Raw genomic sequence first — 15176 nt, 5'->3', positions numbered from 1 at the left:
GACTGCGGGGCTCGCAACCCCGGCTCACTCCTCGCGCTCACGTGGTGTCTTCTTTCGTTCGCGACTGCGGGGCTCGCAACCCCGGCTCACTCCTCGCGCTCACGCTCACCAGCGACGTGTGCCCGGTAGAAGGCCCAGGCGTCGCCGACCATGTCGTGCAGGGTCGCCTTCGCCGGCGTCCAGCCCAGCTCGTCGCGGGCCAGCGCGGAGGACGCGACCAGCTCGGCCGGGTCGCCCTCGCGACGGGGGGCCACCTCGACCGGCACCGGGTGCCCGGTGACCTCGCGGACCACGTCGACCACCTGCCGGTTGGTGAAGCCGTTGCCGTTGCCGAGGTTGTAGATCCGGTGCCGGCCCGGGGTGGCCGCATCCAGCGCGAGCAGGTGGGCGCGGGCCAGGTCCTCGACGTGGATGTAGTCGCGTACGCAGGTGCCGTCGACAGTGGGGTAGTCGTCGCCGAAGAGCTGGAGCTTGTCCCGCCGCCCGGCGGCCACGTCGAGCGCGATCGGGATGAGGTGGGTCTCCGGGGCGTGCCGTTCGCCGATGGCGAGCCCGTCGCGCAGGTACGCCCCGGCGACGTTGAAGTAGCGCAGCGAGACGGCGGCCAGGTCGTGCGCGATGGCCTCGGAGGTGAGCGCCATGTCGACGGCCAGCTTCGTCGCGCCGTACGTGCTGGTGGGGGCCTTGACGGCGGTCTCCGGGATGGGCAACTCGGTGGGGTTGCCGTAGACGGCGGCGGTGGAGGAGAAGACCATCCGGGGCACCCGGGCGGCGCGGACCGCGTCGATGAGCGCGAGCGAGCCGACCGTGTTGGTGTCCCAGTACAGCTCGGGGCGGATCATCGACTCGCCGGCGGCGATCAGGGCGGCGAAGTGCAGCACGCCGTCGAACCCGGCGTCGGGGGTGAGCACCCGGGCGGCCTCGTGCACCGGCAGCTCGGCGTGGGTGGCGTCGGGGGCGAGGGCCTCCCGGTGACCGGTGCGCAGGTCGTCCAGCACGGTCACCTGGTGGCCGTGGTCGAGCAGCATCCGGGTCACCACGCTGCCGATGTAGCCGGCGCCGCCGGTGACGAGCAGTTTCACGTCGGTCCTCCTGCCTGGGCCGCGTCCCGCGGCGGCCGTCCCGTGATCACCCTACGGGCGGGGGCTGTGTCACGGCTGTCGAGTTGAGCCCGCCTCTATTCCACCATAATCTTTCACGATTGAACAGATCCGCACATTGGGCCGAGCGGGCCGTCGCCGCTGTCTACCATCCTTCTCATGCGGGAGGGTGGTGGTCCCGGGCCCCGGCGGCGACCGTCGGGGCGGCCCCGACGCGAACCCGGCCCGTTGGCCCGCACCGTGGCCCGTCTCGTGGTGCGCGGCGCCGACGGTGCGACCCGTCTGGTGACGGCACTGCTCGGGGCCAGCCCCACCGCCGGGCGGGAGCGGATCAGCGAAGCCGAACTGCGTGACCTGGTCGCCGCGAACACGCTCCTCGACCCGGACGAACGGCGGATCATCGACGAGGTGCTGCTCGCCGGCGCCCGGCTCGTCCGCGAGGTGATGGTGCCCCGCACCGAGGTGGTCTTCCTCAGCGCGGCGCTTTCGCTGGCACAGGCCCAGCGGCTGGTCCGGGCCCACCCGCACACCCGCTACCCGGTGGTGGACGGCACCCACGACGACGTGGTCGGCATGGTGCACCTGCAGGACGTGCTGCTGCGCCCGGAAGCGGACCGCCCGCTGCTGGTCGGCGACCTGATCCGGGAGGTGAAGCGCCTGCCGGACAGCAAACGCGTGCTCGCGGCGCTCACCGAGATGCGCCGGGAGGGCCACCACCTGGCCGTCGTCGTCGACGAGTACGGCGGCACCGCCGGCATCGTCACCTGTGAGGACCTGGTCGAGGAGCTGGTCGGGGAGATCCGGGACGACGAGCACGGCCCGCTCGAACCGGAACCCGCCGGTCTGCCCGCCGTCGTCGACGGCCGGCTCAACCTGACCGACTTCGCCGAGCGCACCGGTGTGCCGCTGCCCGCCGGGCCGTACGAGACGGTGGGCGGGTTCGTGATGGCGGCCCTGGGCCGGCTGCCGGTCGCCGGCGACGAGGTGCCGGTGCCGGTCGGCCCGGCCACCGGATCGGTTCCCGCCGATCCGGCGGGCTGGCTGCTGCGGGTGCTCACACTCGACGGCCGGCGGGTGTCCCGCCTGGCCGTCTCCGCCGCACGGCTGCCCGAGCCCCGGCGTGAGGTGAACGGTCCGCTTCCGCCCGTACCCGCCCGATCCACCGGCCCGTCATGACGGACGCCGGGGCTTGCTGACAGAATTGCCGCCATGTCCGACGTACCCGCCCGCCCGCGCGTCTTCTCCGGCATCCAGCCGACGGCCGACTCGTTCCACCTCGGCAACTACCTGGGCGCGCTGCGGCACTGGGTGGCGTTGCAGGACAGCCACGACGCCTACTACTGCGTGGTCGACCTCCACGCGATCACCGCCGGGCACGACCCGTCGGTGCTCAAGCGCCGCAGCCGGTTGGCCGCCGCGCAGCTGTTCGCGCTCGGCCTGGACCCGGAGCGCAGCACGCTGTTCGTGCAGTCGCAGGTGCCCGAGCACTCGCAGCTGGCCTGGGTGCTCGGCTGCATCACCGGCTTCGGCGAGGCCGGCCGGATGACCCAGTTCAAGGACAAGTCGCAGAAGCAGGGCAGCGAGCGGGCCAGCGTCGGCCTGTTCACGTACCCGATCCTCCAGGCCGCCGACATCCTGCTCTACCAGGCGAACGCGGTGCCGGTCGGCGAGGACCAGCGGCAACACCTGGAACTCTCCCGCGACCTGGCGCAGCGGTTCAACTCGCTGTTCGGCCGCACCTTCACCGTGCCCTCCCCGCACATCGTGAAGGACACCGCGAAGATCACCGACCTCCAGGATCCGGCGGCCAAGATGTCGAAGTCGTCGTCCTCCCCGGCCGGCATCATCGACCTGCTGGAGGAGCCGGCCCGTTCGGCCAAGAAGATCCGCTCGGCGGTCACCGACACCGGCCGCGAGATCGTCTTCGACGCCGAGGGCAAGCCGGGCATCAGCAACCTGCTGACGATCTACTCGGCGCTGTCCGGCCGCTCCATCGACGACCTGGTCGCCGCGTACGACGGCAAGGGCTACGGCGACCTGAAGAAGGACCTCGCCGAGGTGGTGCGGGAGTTCGTCACGCCGATCCAGGAACGTACGAACGCCTACCTGAACGACCCGGCCCAGCTCGACAAGCTGCTGGCGCGGGGCGCGGAGAAGGCCCGGTCGGTGGCCGCCGGGACGCTGCGGGACGCGTACGAGCGGGTCGGTTTCTTCCCGCCGGTGCGGTTCGAGTAACGGCCCGGACGGGCGGGAACGGGTGACGCAGCCGGTGGCCGGAGGGGTGGCGCGCGACGTGGCGGGCAGTGGCACGGCGCCCGGCGGCGCGGACACGATCCAGATCGGGATCGCTGTCGACGTCCCCGAGCCCTGGGGTGGGCTGCTCACCCGCCGCCGGGTCGAGGCCGGCGACCCGCTCGCCGTCCCCGCGCACGTCACCCTCCTCGGGCCCACCGAGATCCCGGTACGCGCGCTGCCCGCTGTCGAGGAACACCTGGACCGGGTCGCCGCCGCGCACCTGCCGTTCACGCTGCACCTGCGCGGCACCGGCACGTTCCGTCCGGTCACCCAGGTGGTGTTCGTGGCGGTGGCGGCCGGGATCAGCGAGTGCGAACTGCTGGCCGCCGCGATCAACTCGGCTCCCGAGCTGCGGCGCGAGCTGCGTTTCCCGTACCACCCGCACGTCACCGTGGCGCAGGACGTGCCGGCCGAGGTGCTCGACAAGGCGTACGAGGACCTGGCCGACTTCTCCGCGTTGTTCCAGGTGGAGGCGTTCACGCTGTTCTCGCACAGCGGGGCGACCCGGTGGCAGCCCCGCCGCGACTTCCGGCTCGGCGGCCGGAGCTGAACATCCGACCGGCCGGGGCCCCTCCGCCACGGGCGGAGATCGGCGAGGATGACGGGGTGAATGTCTTCGGCCGGATCGAGGCGGCGGCGGGGCGCCGCATCGACGCGGCCCGGGGCCGCTCGTCGGTCTTCGACCACGTCTGGCGGGCGGGGACGCTCTACGCCGACCTGCTCGCCGGGCGGCTCGCCGCCGCCATCGCCTACTACGGCTTCTTCGCCGTGTTCGCGCTCGCGCTCGTCGCGTACTGGATCTTCGGGGCGGTGCTGCGGGACAACGAGGAGGTCAGCCGCGGCGCGGCCCACTTCCTGCAGGAGAACCTGCCCTTCCTCGACCCGGTGCAGATCGCCGAGAGCAGCGGCACCGTCGGCGTGGTCGGCCTGGTCATCCTGGTCTTCACCGGCATCGGCTGGGTGGAGGCCATCCGCTCCTCGCAGCGGTTGATGTACGGCTTCAACCAGCAGCCCGGCAACCTGGTGGTGCGGCGCCTGGTCGACCTGGGCGTGCTGGTCGCGGTCTTCGTGCTGCTGTTCGTCTCGGTCGCCGCCGTGGACGCGCTGGAGTCGCTGCTGCGCTTCCTGCTGCGCAGCACCGGCTCGGTGGGCCTGACCACCGTCAGCGCGGTGCTGAGCGTGCTGGTGAACGCCGTGCTCGCCGCCGCGCTGCTGCTGGCGGTGCCCCGGCTGCGGATGAGCCGGCGCCGGCTGCGCCCGGCGGTGCTGACCGTCGCCGTCGGGATCACCCTGCTCAACACAGTGGGGCGCTACTACGTGGTACGCACCGAGCGGAACCCCGCGTACACCGTGGTCGCCACCGCCGTGGGCCTGCTGCTCTACCTCTACCTGCTCAACCAGTTGGTGCTCTTCGGTGCCGCGCTCGCCGCCACCAGCCGGTACGGCCGGGTGGTGGACCTGGCCGAGGGCGGTGCCCGGGAGGTGGACGTGGAGGCGGACGTGCTCGACGAGGAGACCGAACCGGGCACACCGGGGGGAGCGGGATGAGCGCGCGGATCCGGATCGACGCCGAGTCGGCGGTGCCGCCGTACGAGCAGGTGCGGGCGCAGTTCGCCGCGCGCATCGGTGACGGGCGGCTGCCGGTGGGCACCCGGCTTCCGGCGGTGCGGCAGCTCGCCGCCGACCTGGGGCTGGCGGTCAACACGGTGGCGCGGGCGTACCGGGAACTGGAGGGCGCCGGGCTGGTCGAGACGCGGGGCCGGCACGGCACCGTGGTCGCACCCGGCCGGGACGACGCCACCGACCGGCTGCAGCGGGCCGCCGCCGAGTACGCCGAGCAGGCGCGCCGCCTGGGTGTCCCGCCGGAGCGGGCGGTCGCTCTGGTCCGTGCGGCGCTGGACGCCGGTACGCGTGGCTGAGCGTGGTCCCCGAAGCGGGGAGAGTCGGATGATTGCGTTCCCCGGGCCGATGCGTGCCGACCATGATGGGCCGGTGGGCGCACTCGTGACACTGGACCTGCCGGACGACTCCCCGATCCGGGGCCTGCCGTGGATCATCACGTTCGGCCCGCTCGGCGCCGAGGACGACTGGGAGCCGGTGGTCTGCGGCCCGTACGAGCGACCACACGCGCTGGCGCTGGCCGAGGCGGTGGTGGCCGACGAACAGTTGATGGCGGTGGTGGAGCCGCTGCTGCCGGCGCTCACTCCGGAGGAGATCCGCGGCGAGATCGCGGTCGCGCAGATCGCGGCCGAGGACGAGGCGGCGCAGGTCGACCAGGCGGACCTCTACGGCGACTTCGAGGACGTCATCGACGAGGAACTGGAGCGGGCCGCCGAGCGCGAGCCGGAGCCCGAGCCGGCGAGGGCACCCGACCGGGAGGAGATCCGGGCCGGGTTCGCCCGGATCGCCGCGCTGCTCACCACGAAGGGCGGCTGAGGCGCTCAGCGCCACCGACGGACGCCGGCCCCCGGGGAGCACACTCCCGAGGGGCCGGGGCCACCTCACCCCCCACCACAAGGGGTCGGCAGCCCAGCCGCCCGTCGGCGCGGGGCACAACGGACGGCCAGGTCGTTGGCGGGTTACCCGGCTCAGCGCCGTTCGAACCACGCAGCCGCGTCCACCGGCAGGACGTGCCCGTCGCCCCGCTCGGTGAGGTCGGCGCTCGCGACGAGCGGGCGGCCGTAGCCGCGCACCGTCACGTCGGCGCCGCTGATGTTCACCACGCAGGTCACCTCGGCGTCCCCGGTGGTACGGCGGAACGCCAGGACGCCGGGCTCGGTCTCCAGCCAGGTGATGGCGTCCAGACCGGCCAGCGCCGGGTGTTCGTGCCGGATGCGCAGCGCGGTCCGGTACAGCTCCAGTGTCGAGCCGGGCGCCGCGGTCTGGGCGGCCACCGACAGTGACCGCCAGGTCGCCGGTGCCGGCAGCCAGCTCAGCTCGCTGCCGTCCGGCCCGAAGCCGTACGGGGGCAGCTCGCCGCCCCACGGGATCGGCACGCGGCAGCCGTCCCGGCTCTCCCCGGTACGCCGGAACGCCGGGTCCTGACGCAGTTCGTCGGGGAGGTCCAGCACCTCCGGCAGGCCCAGTTCCTCGCCCTGGTAGACGTACACGCAGCCGGGCAGCGCGAACATCAGCAGCGCGGCGGCGCGGGCGCGGCGCAGGCCGACCTCGCCGTCGCCGTACCGGGTGACGTGCCGCTGCCGGTCGTGGTTGGAGAGCACCCAGGTGGTCGGCGCGCCCACGATCGTGGACTCGGCCAGCGCCGTGTCGATCACCTTGCGGAACGAGTCGGCCGACCAGGTGGCGTCGAGGAAGTCGAAGCTGAACGCCTGGTGCAGCTCGTCCGGGCCGATGTAGCGGGCCAGCCGCTGCGGCGTCTCCGCCCACGCCTCGGCGACCGCCATCCGGCCACCCGGGTAGCTGTCCAGGATCGGCCGCCAGGCGCGGTAGATGTCGTGCACCTCGTCCTGGTCGAAGTACGGCAGCCGGCCCTTGCCCAGCAGCTCGGACTGGCGCTGGCCGGTGGTCATCGAGTTGAAGCCGACGTCCGGCAGACCCTCGGCCTTGATCATCCCGTGGGCCACGTCGATCCGGAAGCCGTCCACGCCCCGGTCCAGCCAGAAGCGCAGCACGTCCTCGAACTCGGCCCGCACCTCCGGGTGGCGCCAGTTCAGGTCGGGCTGGGCCGGGTCGAACAGGTGCAGGTACCACTGGCCGTCGACCACGCGCGTCCACGCCGGACCGCCGAAGATGCTCTCCCAGTCGTTCGGCGGCAGCTCGCCCTGCTCGCCCTTGCCCTCGGCGAACAGGTAGCGCTCGCGCTCCGGCGAACCCGGTCCGGCGGCGAGCGCGGCGGCGAACCACGGGTGGGCGCTGGACGTGTGGTTCGGCACCATGTCCACGATGATCCGCAGGCCGAGCGCGTGCGCGTCGGTGATCATCTCGTCGAAGTCGGTCAGGTCGCCGAACAGCGGGTCCACGTTGCGGTAGTCGGCCACGTCGTAGCCGGCGTCGACCTGCGGCGAGGTGTAGAACGGCGTCAGCCAGAGCGCGTCCACGCCGAGGTCCCGCAGGTACGGCAGGCGCTGCCGGATGCCCTGGAGGTCACCCACACCGTCGGAGTTCGCGTCGGCGAAGCTGCGGACGTACACCTGGTAGACGACAGCGGACCGCCACCAGTCGTCGTCGGCGGTGCGTGAGGTGGTGCGGGGGGCGGAGGCCATCGCTGTCGGTCCCGTTCTGTGGCGGCTTCTGGTGCGGCGCAGGGTGTCTGAGCAGAATGCCGCCATCACACTGCAAGAGTCAAGCATTCCTTGCGCAAGAAATGGCCGTCATCACCCGCGCCACCCCCCGCGCCGCCTCCCGCATCCCGGGACGCCCACTCACCCGCACCGCCCGCCCCGCCCAACTCCGGGCGGGTTGAGCGGTGATCAAGGAGTTTGTGTCCGGGAGGGAGATCGACTGCGCCGCAAACTCCTTGATCAACGGGGAGAAGGGGGCGGGGCAGTGGGGGAGTGGGGAGAGGGGGTGCGGGGTCAGGCGGGGATGGGAAGGGACGGGGTGGGGCGCTGGCGCTTGGGTGGGTCGGCGGGGCGGGCCACCGCTGTGGAACCGCGTACCACCAGCTCGGGGCGGAACAGGTACTCCGAGTTCGGGGAGGGGTGCCCGTTGATCTCGTCGACCAGGGCCCGCACCGCGGCCACGGCCATGGCGGCGACCGGCTGACGCACCGTGGTCAGCGGCGGGTCGGTGAACGCCATCAGCGGGGAGTCGTCGTACCCGACCACGGAGATGTCGCCCGGCACCGACAGCCCGCGCTGGCGGGCGGCCCGGATCGCGCCGAGCGCCATCAGGTCGGAGCCGCAGACCAGTCCGGTCACGCCGCGCTCGATGAGCCGTCCGGCGGCCGCCTCGCCGCCCTCGACGCCGAACAGGGACAGCTCCGTCAGCTCGGCCAGTTCGTCGGGGGCGATGTCGGTCAGACGCCCCATCGCGGCCTTGTAGCCGGCGACCTTGCGCTGCACCGGCACGAACCGGTCCGGGCCGGTGATCAGACCGATCCGGCGGTGCCCGAGCGCGACCAGGTGGGCGACGGCGAGTTCGGCGGACTCCCGGTCATCGCAGGAGACGAACGGCGCGGGGATGCCCGGGGCGTAACCGTTGATCATGACGATCGGCAGCGGCCGGGCCAGCAGGGTGCGGTAGCGGTCGTGGTCCGCGGCGGTGTCGGCGTGCAGGCCGGAGACGAAGACGATGCCCGAGACCTGCCGGTCCAGCAGCATCTCCACGTATTCGTCCTCGCGGACGCCACCAGGGGTCTGGGTGCAGAGCACCGGGGTGTAGCCGGTGGGGGCGAGCGCGGACTCGATGATCTGGGCGAACGCCGGGAAGATCGGGTTGTCCAGCTCCGGCACGACCAGGCCGACCAGTCCGGCGCTGCGCTTGCGCAGCCGGGCCGGTCGTTCGTAGCCGAGCACGTCGAGCGCGGTGAGGACGGCCTGCCGGGTCTCGGGGGCCACACCGGGGCGGTCGTTGAGCACCCGCGACACCGTGGCCTCGCTGACTTCAGCCTGTTGGGCGATGTCGGACAGTCGAGCGCGCATGTGCGGCACTTTAGCCCAAAGGCAAAGTCTTGCGTACGCTCCTGCAAGCCCTTCCATTCTCTGCAACCTCTTGCTAACGTCCCCGCAACATGCGAGAGCAGCGGCGCAGCATCCCCGCGCCGGTCAGCAAGAAATTTCAGAGGTTTCCACTGGCGGGCCGCCCTTCCCCCGGCGGGCCCGCCATGACGACAGGAGTACCGATGCGCATCCGTACCGCGGGTGTGGTCGCCGTCCTCGGCCTGGCGCTCGCCGCCTCCGGCTGTGGTGACAGCGGCAGCGACAAGCCGGCCGCCGACGAGTCCGCCAAGGCGACCGGCGGCAAGCTGGTCATCTGGGCCGACGACAAGCGCACGGCCGCCCTCAAGCCGTTCGCCGAGGAGTTCGGCAAGGAGAACGGCGTGACCGTCGAGGTCCAAGCCGTCTCCAAGGACCTGCAGACCAACTTCGTCACCGCCTCGCAGCAGGGCAGCGGCCCGGACGTCGTGGTCGGCGCGCACGACTGGATCGGCAACCTGGTCCAGAACGGCGCCATCGACCCGGTGCAGCTCCCGGCCGAGCAGAAGTCCGGGTTCGACGAGACCGCGATCAAGGCCGTCACGTTCAACGGCCAGCTCTACGGTGTGCCCTACGCGACCGAGAACGTCGCGCTGATCCGCAACACCGAGCTGGCCCCCGAGGCGCCGAAGACGATCGAGGACCTGGTCGCCACCGGCAAGAAGCTCAAGGCCGAGAAGAAGGCCAGCGAGATCCTCTGCCTGCAGTCCGGCCAGAACGGCGACGCGTACCACATCTACCCGCTCTACACCTCGGGCGGCGGCTACCTGTTCGGCACCGCGGCGAACGGCGACTACGACCCGAAGGACCTGGGCGTGGGCAAGCCGGAGTCGATCGCTGCCTTCCAGAAGATCGCCCAGCTGGGTGAGAAGGGCGAGGGTGCGCTGAAGCGCTCCATCACCGGCGAGAACTCCATCGCCACCTTCACCGGCAAGAAGTGCGCGTTCCTGGTCTCCGGCCCGTGGGCCGTGGCCGACGCCAAGAAGGCCGGCATCGCGTACGACATCTCCCCGGTCCCCGGCTTCGCCGGTGGCAAGGAGGCCCAGCCGTTCGTGGGCGTCCAGGCGTTCTACGTGGCCGCCAAGGGCAAGAACAAGGCCCTGGCCCAGGAGTTCGTCACCAACTACGTGACCAAGCCCGAGCTGGCCGTCGCGCTGTACAAGGCCGAGCCGCGCCCGCCGGCGCTGACCGCCGCCTTCGACCAGGTCAAGGGCGAGGACGCGGACCTGGCCAAGTTCTCCGAGGCCGGCAAGAACGGCCAGGTGCTCCCGGCGATCCCGGCCATGGCCGCGATCTGGGACCCGTTCGGCAAGGCCGAGGCCGCCATCATCGGCGGCGCCGACCCGGCCAAGACGATCACGGCCGCCGGCAAGACCATCCAGGGTCAGATCAAGTAATGAGCGCGCCGCCGTCCGGCCCGGGGCCTGCACCGCAGGCCCCGGGCCGGGAGCCCGTACGCCGTGGGCTCCCGCGCACGTCCCGTACCGCGCGGCAACACGCGCCGATCACCGCGACCGGCCTCGTCGTCAAGGTGGTCCTGCTCGGCCTGGTGGCCGGGATCGCGATCTGGGCGGCGTTCCCGCTCATCGAGGCCGAACACTGGATCGGGCTGGGCGTCCTGGTGGCCACCACCGCCGGTCTGTTCTACCTCTACCTGAGCCGCCGGCACATCCCCGCCAAGTACCTGGTCCCCGGCACGCTCTTCCTCATCGCCTTCCAGGTCTTCCCGGTGCTCCACACCGCGAGCACCGCGTTCACGAACTTCGGCGACGGCCACCGTGGCAGCAAGGACGACGCGATCGTCGCCGTGCAGACCTCCTCGGTGAAGCAGGTCCCCGGCTCGACCGAGTACAACCTCACCATCGCCACCACCGGCGATCCGGCGACCGGCTCGCTGACCTTCCTGCTCAGCGACCCGAAGACCCAGGAGGTCTTCGCCGGGGACGCGGACGGGCTCCGCAAGCTCGACGCCGCCGACGTCGAGGTGAGCAGCCTCAGCGGCAAGATCACCGCCGCGGACGGCTTCACCCTGCTGAACATCGGGCAGGCCAGCAGCCGCAGCGATGCGATCACCGCGCTCATCGTGCCCACCGACGAGGGCGCCATCCGCTCCAACGGCCTGACCCGGGCCTACGAGGGCAAGGCGATCCGGGCGTACGACGCCGCGTGCGACTGCGTCAAGGACAGCGAGACCGGCAAGACGTGGACCGCGGACGAGAAGGTCGGCTCCTTCGTCGCCGCCGACGGGGAACGCCTCGCCCAGGGCTGGAAGGTCGACGTCGGGCTGAAGAACTTCAGCACGGTGCTCACCGACCCGAACATCTCCAAGCCGTTCTTCGGCACCCTGGCCTGGAACTTCGCGTTCGCGATCGCCTCCACCGGCTTCACCTTCCTGCTCGGTATGGCGATCGCGCTCGCGCTGCACTCACCCCGGATGAAGGGCACCAACTTCTACCGGGTGCTGCTGATCCTCCCGTACGCGATGCCGTCGTTCGCGATGCTGCTGATCTGGCGGGACATGTTCAACACCGACTTCGGCCTGCTCAACAACCTGTTCGGGCTGAACGTCGACTGGTTCGGCGGCAACTGGTCCGCCCGGATCGCGGTGGTGCTGGTGCAGTTGTGGCTCGGCTATCCGTACATGTTCCTGGTGGCCACCGGCGCGTTGCAGGCCATCCCCCGGGAGCTGACCGAGGCGACCTCGGTGGACGGGGCGTCGCCCTGGCAGTCGTTCCGGGCGGTCACCCTGCCGCTGCTGCTGGTGGCGCTGTCGCCGCTGCTGATCGCGTCGTTCGCGTTCAACTTCAACAACGTCAACGCGATCCTGTTCACCACCGAGGGCGGCCCGTTCGCGCCGGACAACCCGACCAACGGCGCCACCGACCTGCTGATCACCTACACGTACCGGCTCGCGTTCGGCGCACAGGGCGCCGAGTTCGGCCTGGCCGCCACCGTCTCGATCTTCATCTTCGCGATCGTGGCGACGGTGTCGGCGATCAGCTTCCGGCGGACCCGCAAGCAGGAGGAGGTGTACTCGTGACCACCATCGCGCAGACGCAGGCGGCCACCCGCCGGCCGGCTCGCCGCTCGCGCGGCCGCTGGTTCGCCCAGGTCGGCTGGCGGCACCTGGTCGGGGTGCTGGCGGTGGCGTTCAGCCTCTTCCCGATCCTGTTCGTGATCTCGGCGGCGTTCAACCCGCTCGGCACGCTCTCCTCCACCGAGCTGCTGCCGACCGGGGCGTCGCTGGAGAACTTCACGAACCTGTTCGACCAGACCGCGTTCGGCCACTGGTTCCTCAACTCGCTGCTGCTTGCGGGCGTGGCCAGCTTCGCATCGATCTTCCTGTCGTCGCTCGCGGCGTACGCGTTCTCCCGGATGCGCTTCGCCGGACGCCGGGTCGGCCTGCTCGCGCTGCTGCTGATCCAGATGTTCCCGCAGTTCCTGGCGATCGTGGCGATCTTCCTGATCTTCACCACGCTCACCGACCTCTACCCGTCGATCGGGTTCAACACCCCGTGGGGCCTGTTCCTGCTCTACATGGGTGGCGCGCTCGGCGCGAACACGTGGCTGATGAAGGGCTTCTTCGACACGCTGCCGAAGGAGTTGGACGAGTCGGCGACCATGGACGGCGCGTCGCACGTGCAGGTCTTCTTCCGGATCATGCTGCCGCTGGTGGCGCCGATCCTGGCGGTGACCGGCCTGCTCGCGTTCATCGGGTCGATCAACGAGTTCATCATCGCCAACGTGTTCCTCACCGAACCCGAGTCGAAGACCCTCGCGGTCGGCATGTTCGGCCTGGTCGCGGGCGAGCGCAACAACAACTTCGGGATGTTCGCGGCGGGCACGCTGCTCACCGCGATCCCGACGGTGCTGGTGTTCCAACTGCTCCAGCGCTACATCGTCTCCGGGCTCACCTCCGGAGCGGTAAAGGGCTGAGCCTCCTCGGCTCACGCTGCGGCAAGGGCGTCGTGTCGGCGTACACCGGAGCGGTTCTCGGGCGGACCGCCGCGGTCGGGTGAACCGGCCGCGGCGGGTGCCCGCCCCCTCTCCCTGTCGGTACGACGCGAAAGGCAGCACCATGCCCCTTCAGCCGCACCACGACGGCTCCGCCACCTACGTCCCGGAGCAGGAGCCCGCGCTCGGACAGACTGTTCCCGTCTTCGTCCGGGTACCGGCCGGATCCGGCGTCTCCGAGGTGCACGTGCGCACCACCGGCGACGGCGAGCCGCGCTTCGCCGAGGCGCGGATCGACCGCACCGAGAACGGCGATGTGTGGTGGCGGGCCGACGTCGAGGTCCGCAACCCGGTCAGCAACTACCGCTTCCTGCTCGACGGCGAACGCGGCACCCGCTGGCTCAACGCCGCCGGCCTGGCCGGGCACGACGTGCCGGACAACGGCGACTTCAAGCTGGTCGGCTACGCCCCGCCGCCGGCCTGGGCCCGCGACGCGGTGATCTACCAGATCTTCCCGGACCGGTTCGCCCGCTCGGCCGCCGCCGACGGCCGGACCCCGCCGGACTGGGCGATCCCGTGCGACTGGGACACCCCGGTCGTCGGCCGCGGCCCGGAGACGCCCCGCCAGTTCTACGGCGGCGACCTCGACGGCGTCACCGAGCGCCTCGACCACCTGGACCGGCTCGGCGTCAACACCGTCTACCTCACGCCGGTCTTCCCGGCCCGCTCCAACCACAGGTACGACGCGTCGAGCTTCGACACCGTCGACCCGCTGCTCGGCGGCGACGCGGCGCTGGCCCGGCTCGCCGACGCGGTGCACGCCCGGGGCTGGCGGCTGCTCGGCGACATCACCAGCAACCACACCGGCGACGCCCACGACTGGTTCACCGCCGCCGTCTCCGACGTCGACGCGCCGGAACGCGAGCTGTACTACTTCGACCTGCCCGGCTCGGACTACGAGTCGTGGAACGGGGTGAAGTCGCTGCCGAAGCTCAACTGGGGCAGCGCGGAACTGCGCCGCCGGTTCGCCACCGCCGAGGACTCGCTGCTGCGCCGCTGGCTGCGCCCGCCGTACCGGCTGGACGGCTGGCGGGTCGACGTGGCGAACATGACCGGCCGGCGCGGCGCGGACGCGTACACCCACGAGGTGGCGCGGCTGCTGCGCGAGGTGGTGGCGCAGACCCGCCCGGACGGGCTGCTGCTGGCCGAGCACGGCCACGACCACAGCGGTGACCTGGACCGCGACGGCTGGCACGGGACGATGAACTACGTCGGCTTCACCGACCCGGTCTGGTCCTGGCTGCGTCACGGCGACGACCCGGTGCCGAACTTCCTCGGCACCCCGGGCGGGGTACGGCGACGCGACGCGAGCGCGGTGCTCGCCACCATGAACGGCTACCGGTCGCTGGTGTCCTGGCGGTCGTACACGCACTCGTGGCAGCTGCTCGGCTCGCACGACTCGGCCCGGATCCGCACCGTGGTCGGCGACGCGGCCCGGCAGGAGGTGGCGGCCGGACTGCTCGCCACCATGCCCGGCACGCCCGTGGTCTTCGCCGGTGACGAGCTGGGCCTGACCGGTACGAACGGGGAGGGCTCGCGTACCCCGATGCCGTGGCACCGGCCGCAGAGCTGGGACCGGCGCATGTTCGAGGCGTACCGGTCGTTGCTGACGCTGCGCCGCGACGAGCCGGCACTGCGGCACGGCGGCCTGCGGTGGGTGCACGCGGACGCGGACACGCTGGTCTTCCTGCGCGAGGCGCCCACGTCGACGGTGCTGGTGCTGGCCCGCCGGGCCCCCGGCACTCCGGTCCGCCTGACCGGCCTGCCCGCCGCCGACAACGTCTACGGTGGTGCTCCCGCCCTGCGCCCCGGCGCCGACAACAAGGTAACTCTCTCCGCCGAGGGCCCCACGTTCCAGGTCTGGCGCCTGCGCTAGAGGCCGTCCGGGTCATGAACGGACAAGCGGCGCGCCCGGCTGGTTGCCGGGCGCGCCTGCCTGTCATGAGGGATTAGACGATGCGGTTGTAGCCGCCCCAGTTGCTGCCGATCTGGCGGACGTCGCCGTACGGCGTCCCGCCGTCCCGGGTGTAGTTGTTGGAGAAGAGCCACATGGTGCCGTCGGCCTTGATGCCGATCAGGTCGGTGAAGCCGTCGCCGTTGGCGTCGGCGG

13 protein-coding genes are annotated in these 15176 nt (G+C 71.6%); 10 read left to right on the top strand and 3 right to left on the bottom strand.

Annotated elements, in window-relative coordinates; translation table 11 throughout:
- Nucleotides 1-86: 86 nt before the first annotated feature.
- A complete protein-coding gene (gene galE / locus GA0070215_RS22455; RefSeq protein ID WP_091049467.1) occupies nucleotides 87-1082 on the bottom strand; it encodes a UDP-glucose 4-epimerase GalE in 996 nt (331 codons plus the stop codon).
- Nucleotides 1083-1259: 177 nt separating this feature from the next.
- Between galE and GA0070215_RS22450 the strand changes: the two genes are divergently transcribed.
- The 6 genes from GA0070215_RS22450 to GA0070215_RS22425 all read left to right on the top strand — a co-directional run bounded on the left by GA0070215_RS22450 (nucleotide 1260) and on the right by GA0070215_RS22425 (nucleotide 5831).
- The gene (locus GA0070215_RS22450) at nucleotides 1260-2276 is read left to right on the top strand and encodes a hemolysin family protein (RefSeq protein ID WP_208600402.1); all 1017 of its coding nucleotides are present in this window, start codon (nucleotides 1260-1262) and stop codon (nucleotides 2274-2276) included.
- Nucleotides 2277-2309: 33 nt separating this feature from the next.
- The gene (gene trpS / locus GA0070215_RS22445) at nucleotides 2310-3335 is read left to right on the top strand and encodes a tryptophan--tRNA ligase (protein WP_018786048.1); all 1026 of its coding nucleotides are present in this window, start codon (nucleotides 2310-2312) and stop codon (nucleotides 3333-3335) included.
- A gap of 22 nt (nucleotides 3336-3357) precedes the next feature.
- Nucleotides 3358-3945, top strand: coding sequence for a 2'-5' RNA ligase family protein (locus GA0070215_RS22440; RefSeq protein WP_018786049.1), 588 nt, complete (start codon nucleotides 3358-3360; stop codon nucleotides 3943-3945).
- 56 nt (nucleotides 3946-4001) lie between these two features.
- Nucleotides 4002-4943, top strand: coding sequence for a YhjD/YihY/BrkB family envelope integrity protein (locus GA0070215_RS22435; RefSeq protein ID WP_018786050.1), 942 nt, complete (start codon nucleotides 4002-4004; stop codon nucleotides 4941-4943).
- On the top strand, nucleotides 4940-5314 hold the full coding sequence (locus GA0070215_RS22430; RefSeq protein WP_091049463.1) for a GntR family transcriptional regulator: 375 nt from the start codon (nucleotides 4940-4942) through the stop codon (nucleotides 5312-5314). The genes GA0070215_RS22435 and GA0070215_RS22430 overlap by 4 nt, the downstream gene beginning before the upstream one ends.
- 73 nt (nucleotides 5315-5387) lie before the next feature.
- Nucleotides 5388-5831 carry a hypothetical protein gene (locus GA0070215_RS22425; protein ID WP_018786052.1) on the top strand — a complete coding sequence of 148 codons (444 nt, stop codon included), beginning with the start codon at nucleotides 5388-5390 and terminating at the stop codon, nucleotides 5829-5831.
- Between the two features lie 152 nt (nucleotides 5832-5983).
- On the opposite strand, the gene GA0070215_RS22420 is transcribed toward GA0070215_RS22425, so the two are convergent.
- Together GA0070215_RS22420 and GA0070215_RS22415 are read right to left on the bottom strand one after the other, a co-directional pair.
- Entirely contained in the window at nucleotides 5984-7618 is a 1635-nt protein-coding gene (locus GA0070215_RS22420; RefSeq protein WP_091049460.1) for a glycoside hydrolase family 13 protein, read from the bottom strand.
- 312 nt (nucleotides 7619-7930) lie between these two features.
- Complete coding sequence (locus tag GA0070215_RS22415) at nucleotides 7931-8998, bottom strand: LacI family DNA-binding transcriptional regulator (RefSeq protein ID WP_091049456.1); 1068 nt, start codon at nucleotides 8996-8998, stop codon at nucleotides 7931-7933.
- A gap of 200 nt (nucleotides 8999-9198) precedes the next feature.
- Between GA0070215_RS22415 and GA0070215_RS22410 the strand changes: the two genes are divergently transcribed.
- From GA0070215_RS22410 to GA0070215_RS22395, 4 genes are all read left to right on the top strand, one after another.
- The gene (locus GA0070215_RS22410; RefSeq protein ID WP_091049453.1) at nucleotides 9199-10449 is read left to right on the top strand and encodes a sugar ABC transporter substrate-binding protein; all 1251 of its coding nucleotides are present in this window, start codon (nucleotides 9199-9201) and stop codon (nucleotides 10447-10449) included.
- A complete protein-coding gene (locus tag GA0070215_RS22405) occupies nucleotides 10449-12092 on the top strand; it encodes an ABC transporter permease subunit (protein ID WP_091049449.1) in 1644 nt (547 codons plus the stop codon). The genes GA0070215_RS22410 and GA0070215_RS22405 overlap by 1 nt, the downstream gene beginning before the upstream one ends.
- On the top strand, nucleotides 12089-12988 hold the full coding sequence (locus GA0070215_RS22400) for a sugar ABC transporter permease (protein WP_018786057.1): 900 nt from the start codon (nucleotides 12089-12091) through the stop codon (nucleotides 12986-12988). The genes GA0070215_RS22405 and GA0070215_RS22400 overlap by 4 nt, the downstream gene beginning before the upstream one ends.
- Before the next feature lie 142 nt (nucleotides 12989-13130).
- Nucleotides 13131-14942 carry a glycoside hydrolase family 13 protein gene (locus GA0070215_RS22395; RefSeq protein ID WP_091049445.1) on the top strand — a complete coding sequence of 604 codons (1812 nt, stop codon included), beginning with the start codon at nucleotides 13131-13133 and terminating at the stop codon, nucleotides 14940-14942.
- The last annotated feature ends 234 nt before the right edge of the window (nucleotides 14943-15176 follow it).

The sequence above is a fragment of the Micromonospora marina genome (assembly GCF_900091565.1).
Taxonomy (GTDB): domain Bacteria; phylum Actinomycetota; class Actinomycetes; order Mycobacteriales; family Micromonosporaceae; genus Micromonospora; species Micromonospora marina.
The sequence above is the reverse complement of the archived record's forward strand: the minus strand, read 5'-3'. Positions and strand labels throughout refer to the sequence as shown.

Bases quoted from the DNA above. Each gene is read 5' to 3' on its own strand.
- GA0070215_RS22410 (WP_091049453.1), top strand. From the start codon at position 9,199: ATGCGCATCCGTACCGCGGGTGTGGTCGCCGTCCTCGGCCTGGCGCTC.
- GA0070215_RS22415 (WP_091049456.1), bottom strand. From the start codon at position 8,998: ATGCGCGCTCGACTGTCCGACATCGCCCAACAGGCTGAAGTCAGCGAG.
- GA0070215_RS22395 (WP_091049445.1), top strand. From the start codon at position 13,131: ATGCCCCTTCAGCCGCACCACGACGGCTCCGCCACCTACGTCCCGGAG.
- GA0070215_RS22430 (WP_091049463.1), top strand. From the start codon at position 4,940: ATGAGCGCGCGGATCCGGATCGACGCCGAGTCGGCGGTGCCGCCGTAC.
- GA0070215_RS22450 (WP_208600402.1), top strand. From the start codon at position 1,260: ATGCGGGAGGGTGGTGGTCCCGGGCCCCGGCGGCGACCGTCGGGGCGG.
- GA0070215_RS22420 (WP_091049460.1), bottom strand. From the start codon at position 7,618: ATGGCCTCCGCCCCCCGCACCACCTCACGCACCGCCGACGACGACTGG.
- trpS (WP_018786048.1), top strand. From the start codon at position 2,310: ATGTCCGACGTACCCGCCCGCCCGCGCGTCTTCTCCGGCATCCAGCCG.
- GA0070215_RS22405 (WP_091049449.1), top strand. From the start codon at position 10,449: ATGAGCGCGCCGCCGTCCGGCCCGGGGCCTGCACCGCAGGCCCCGGGC.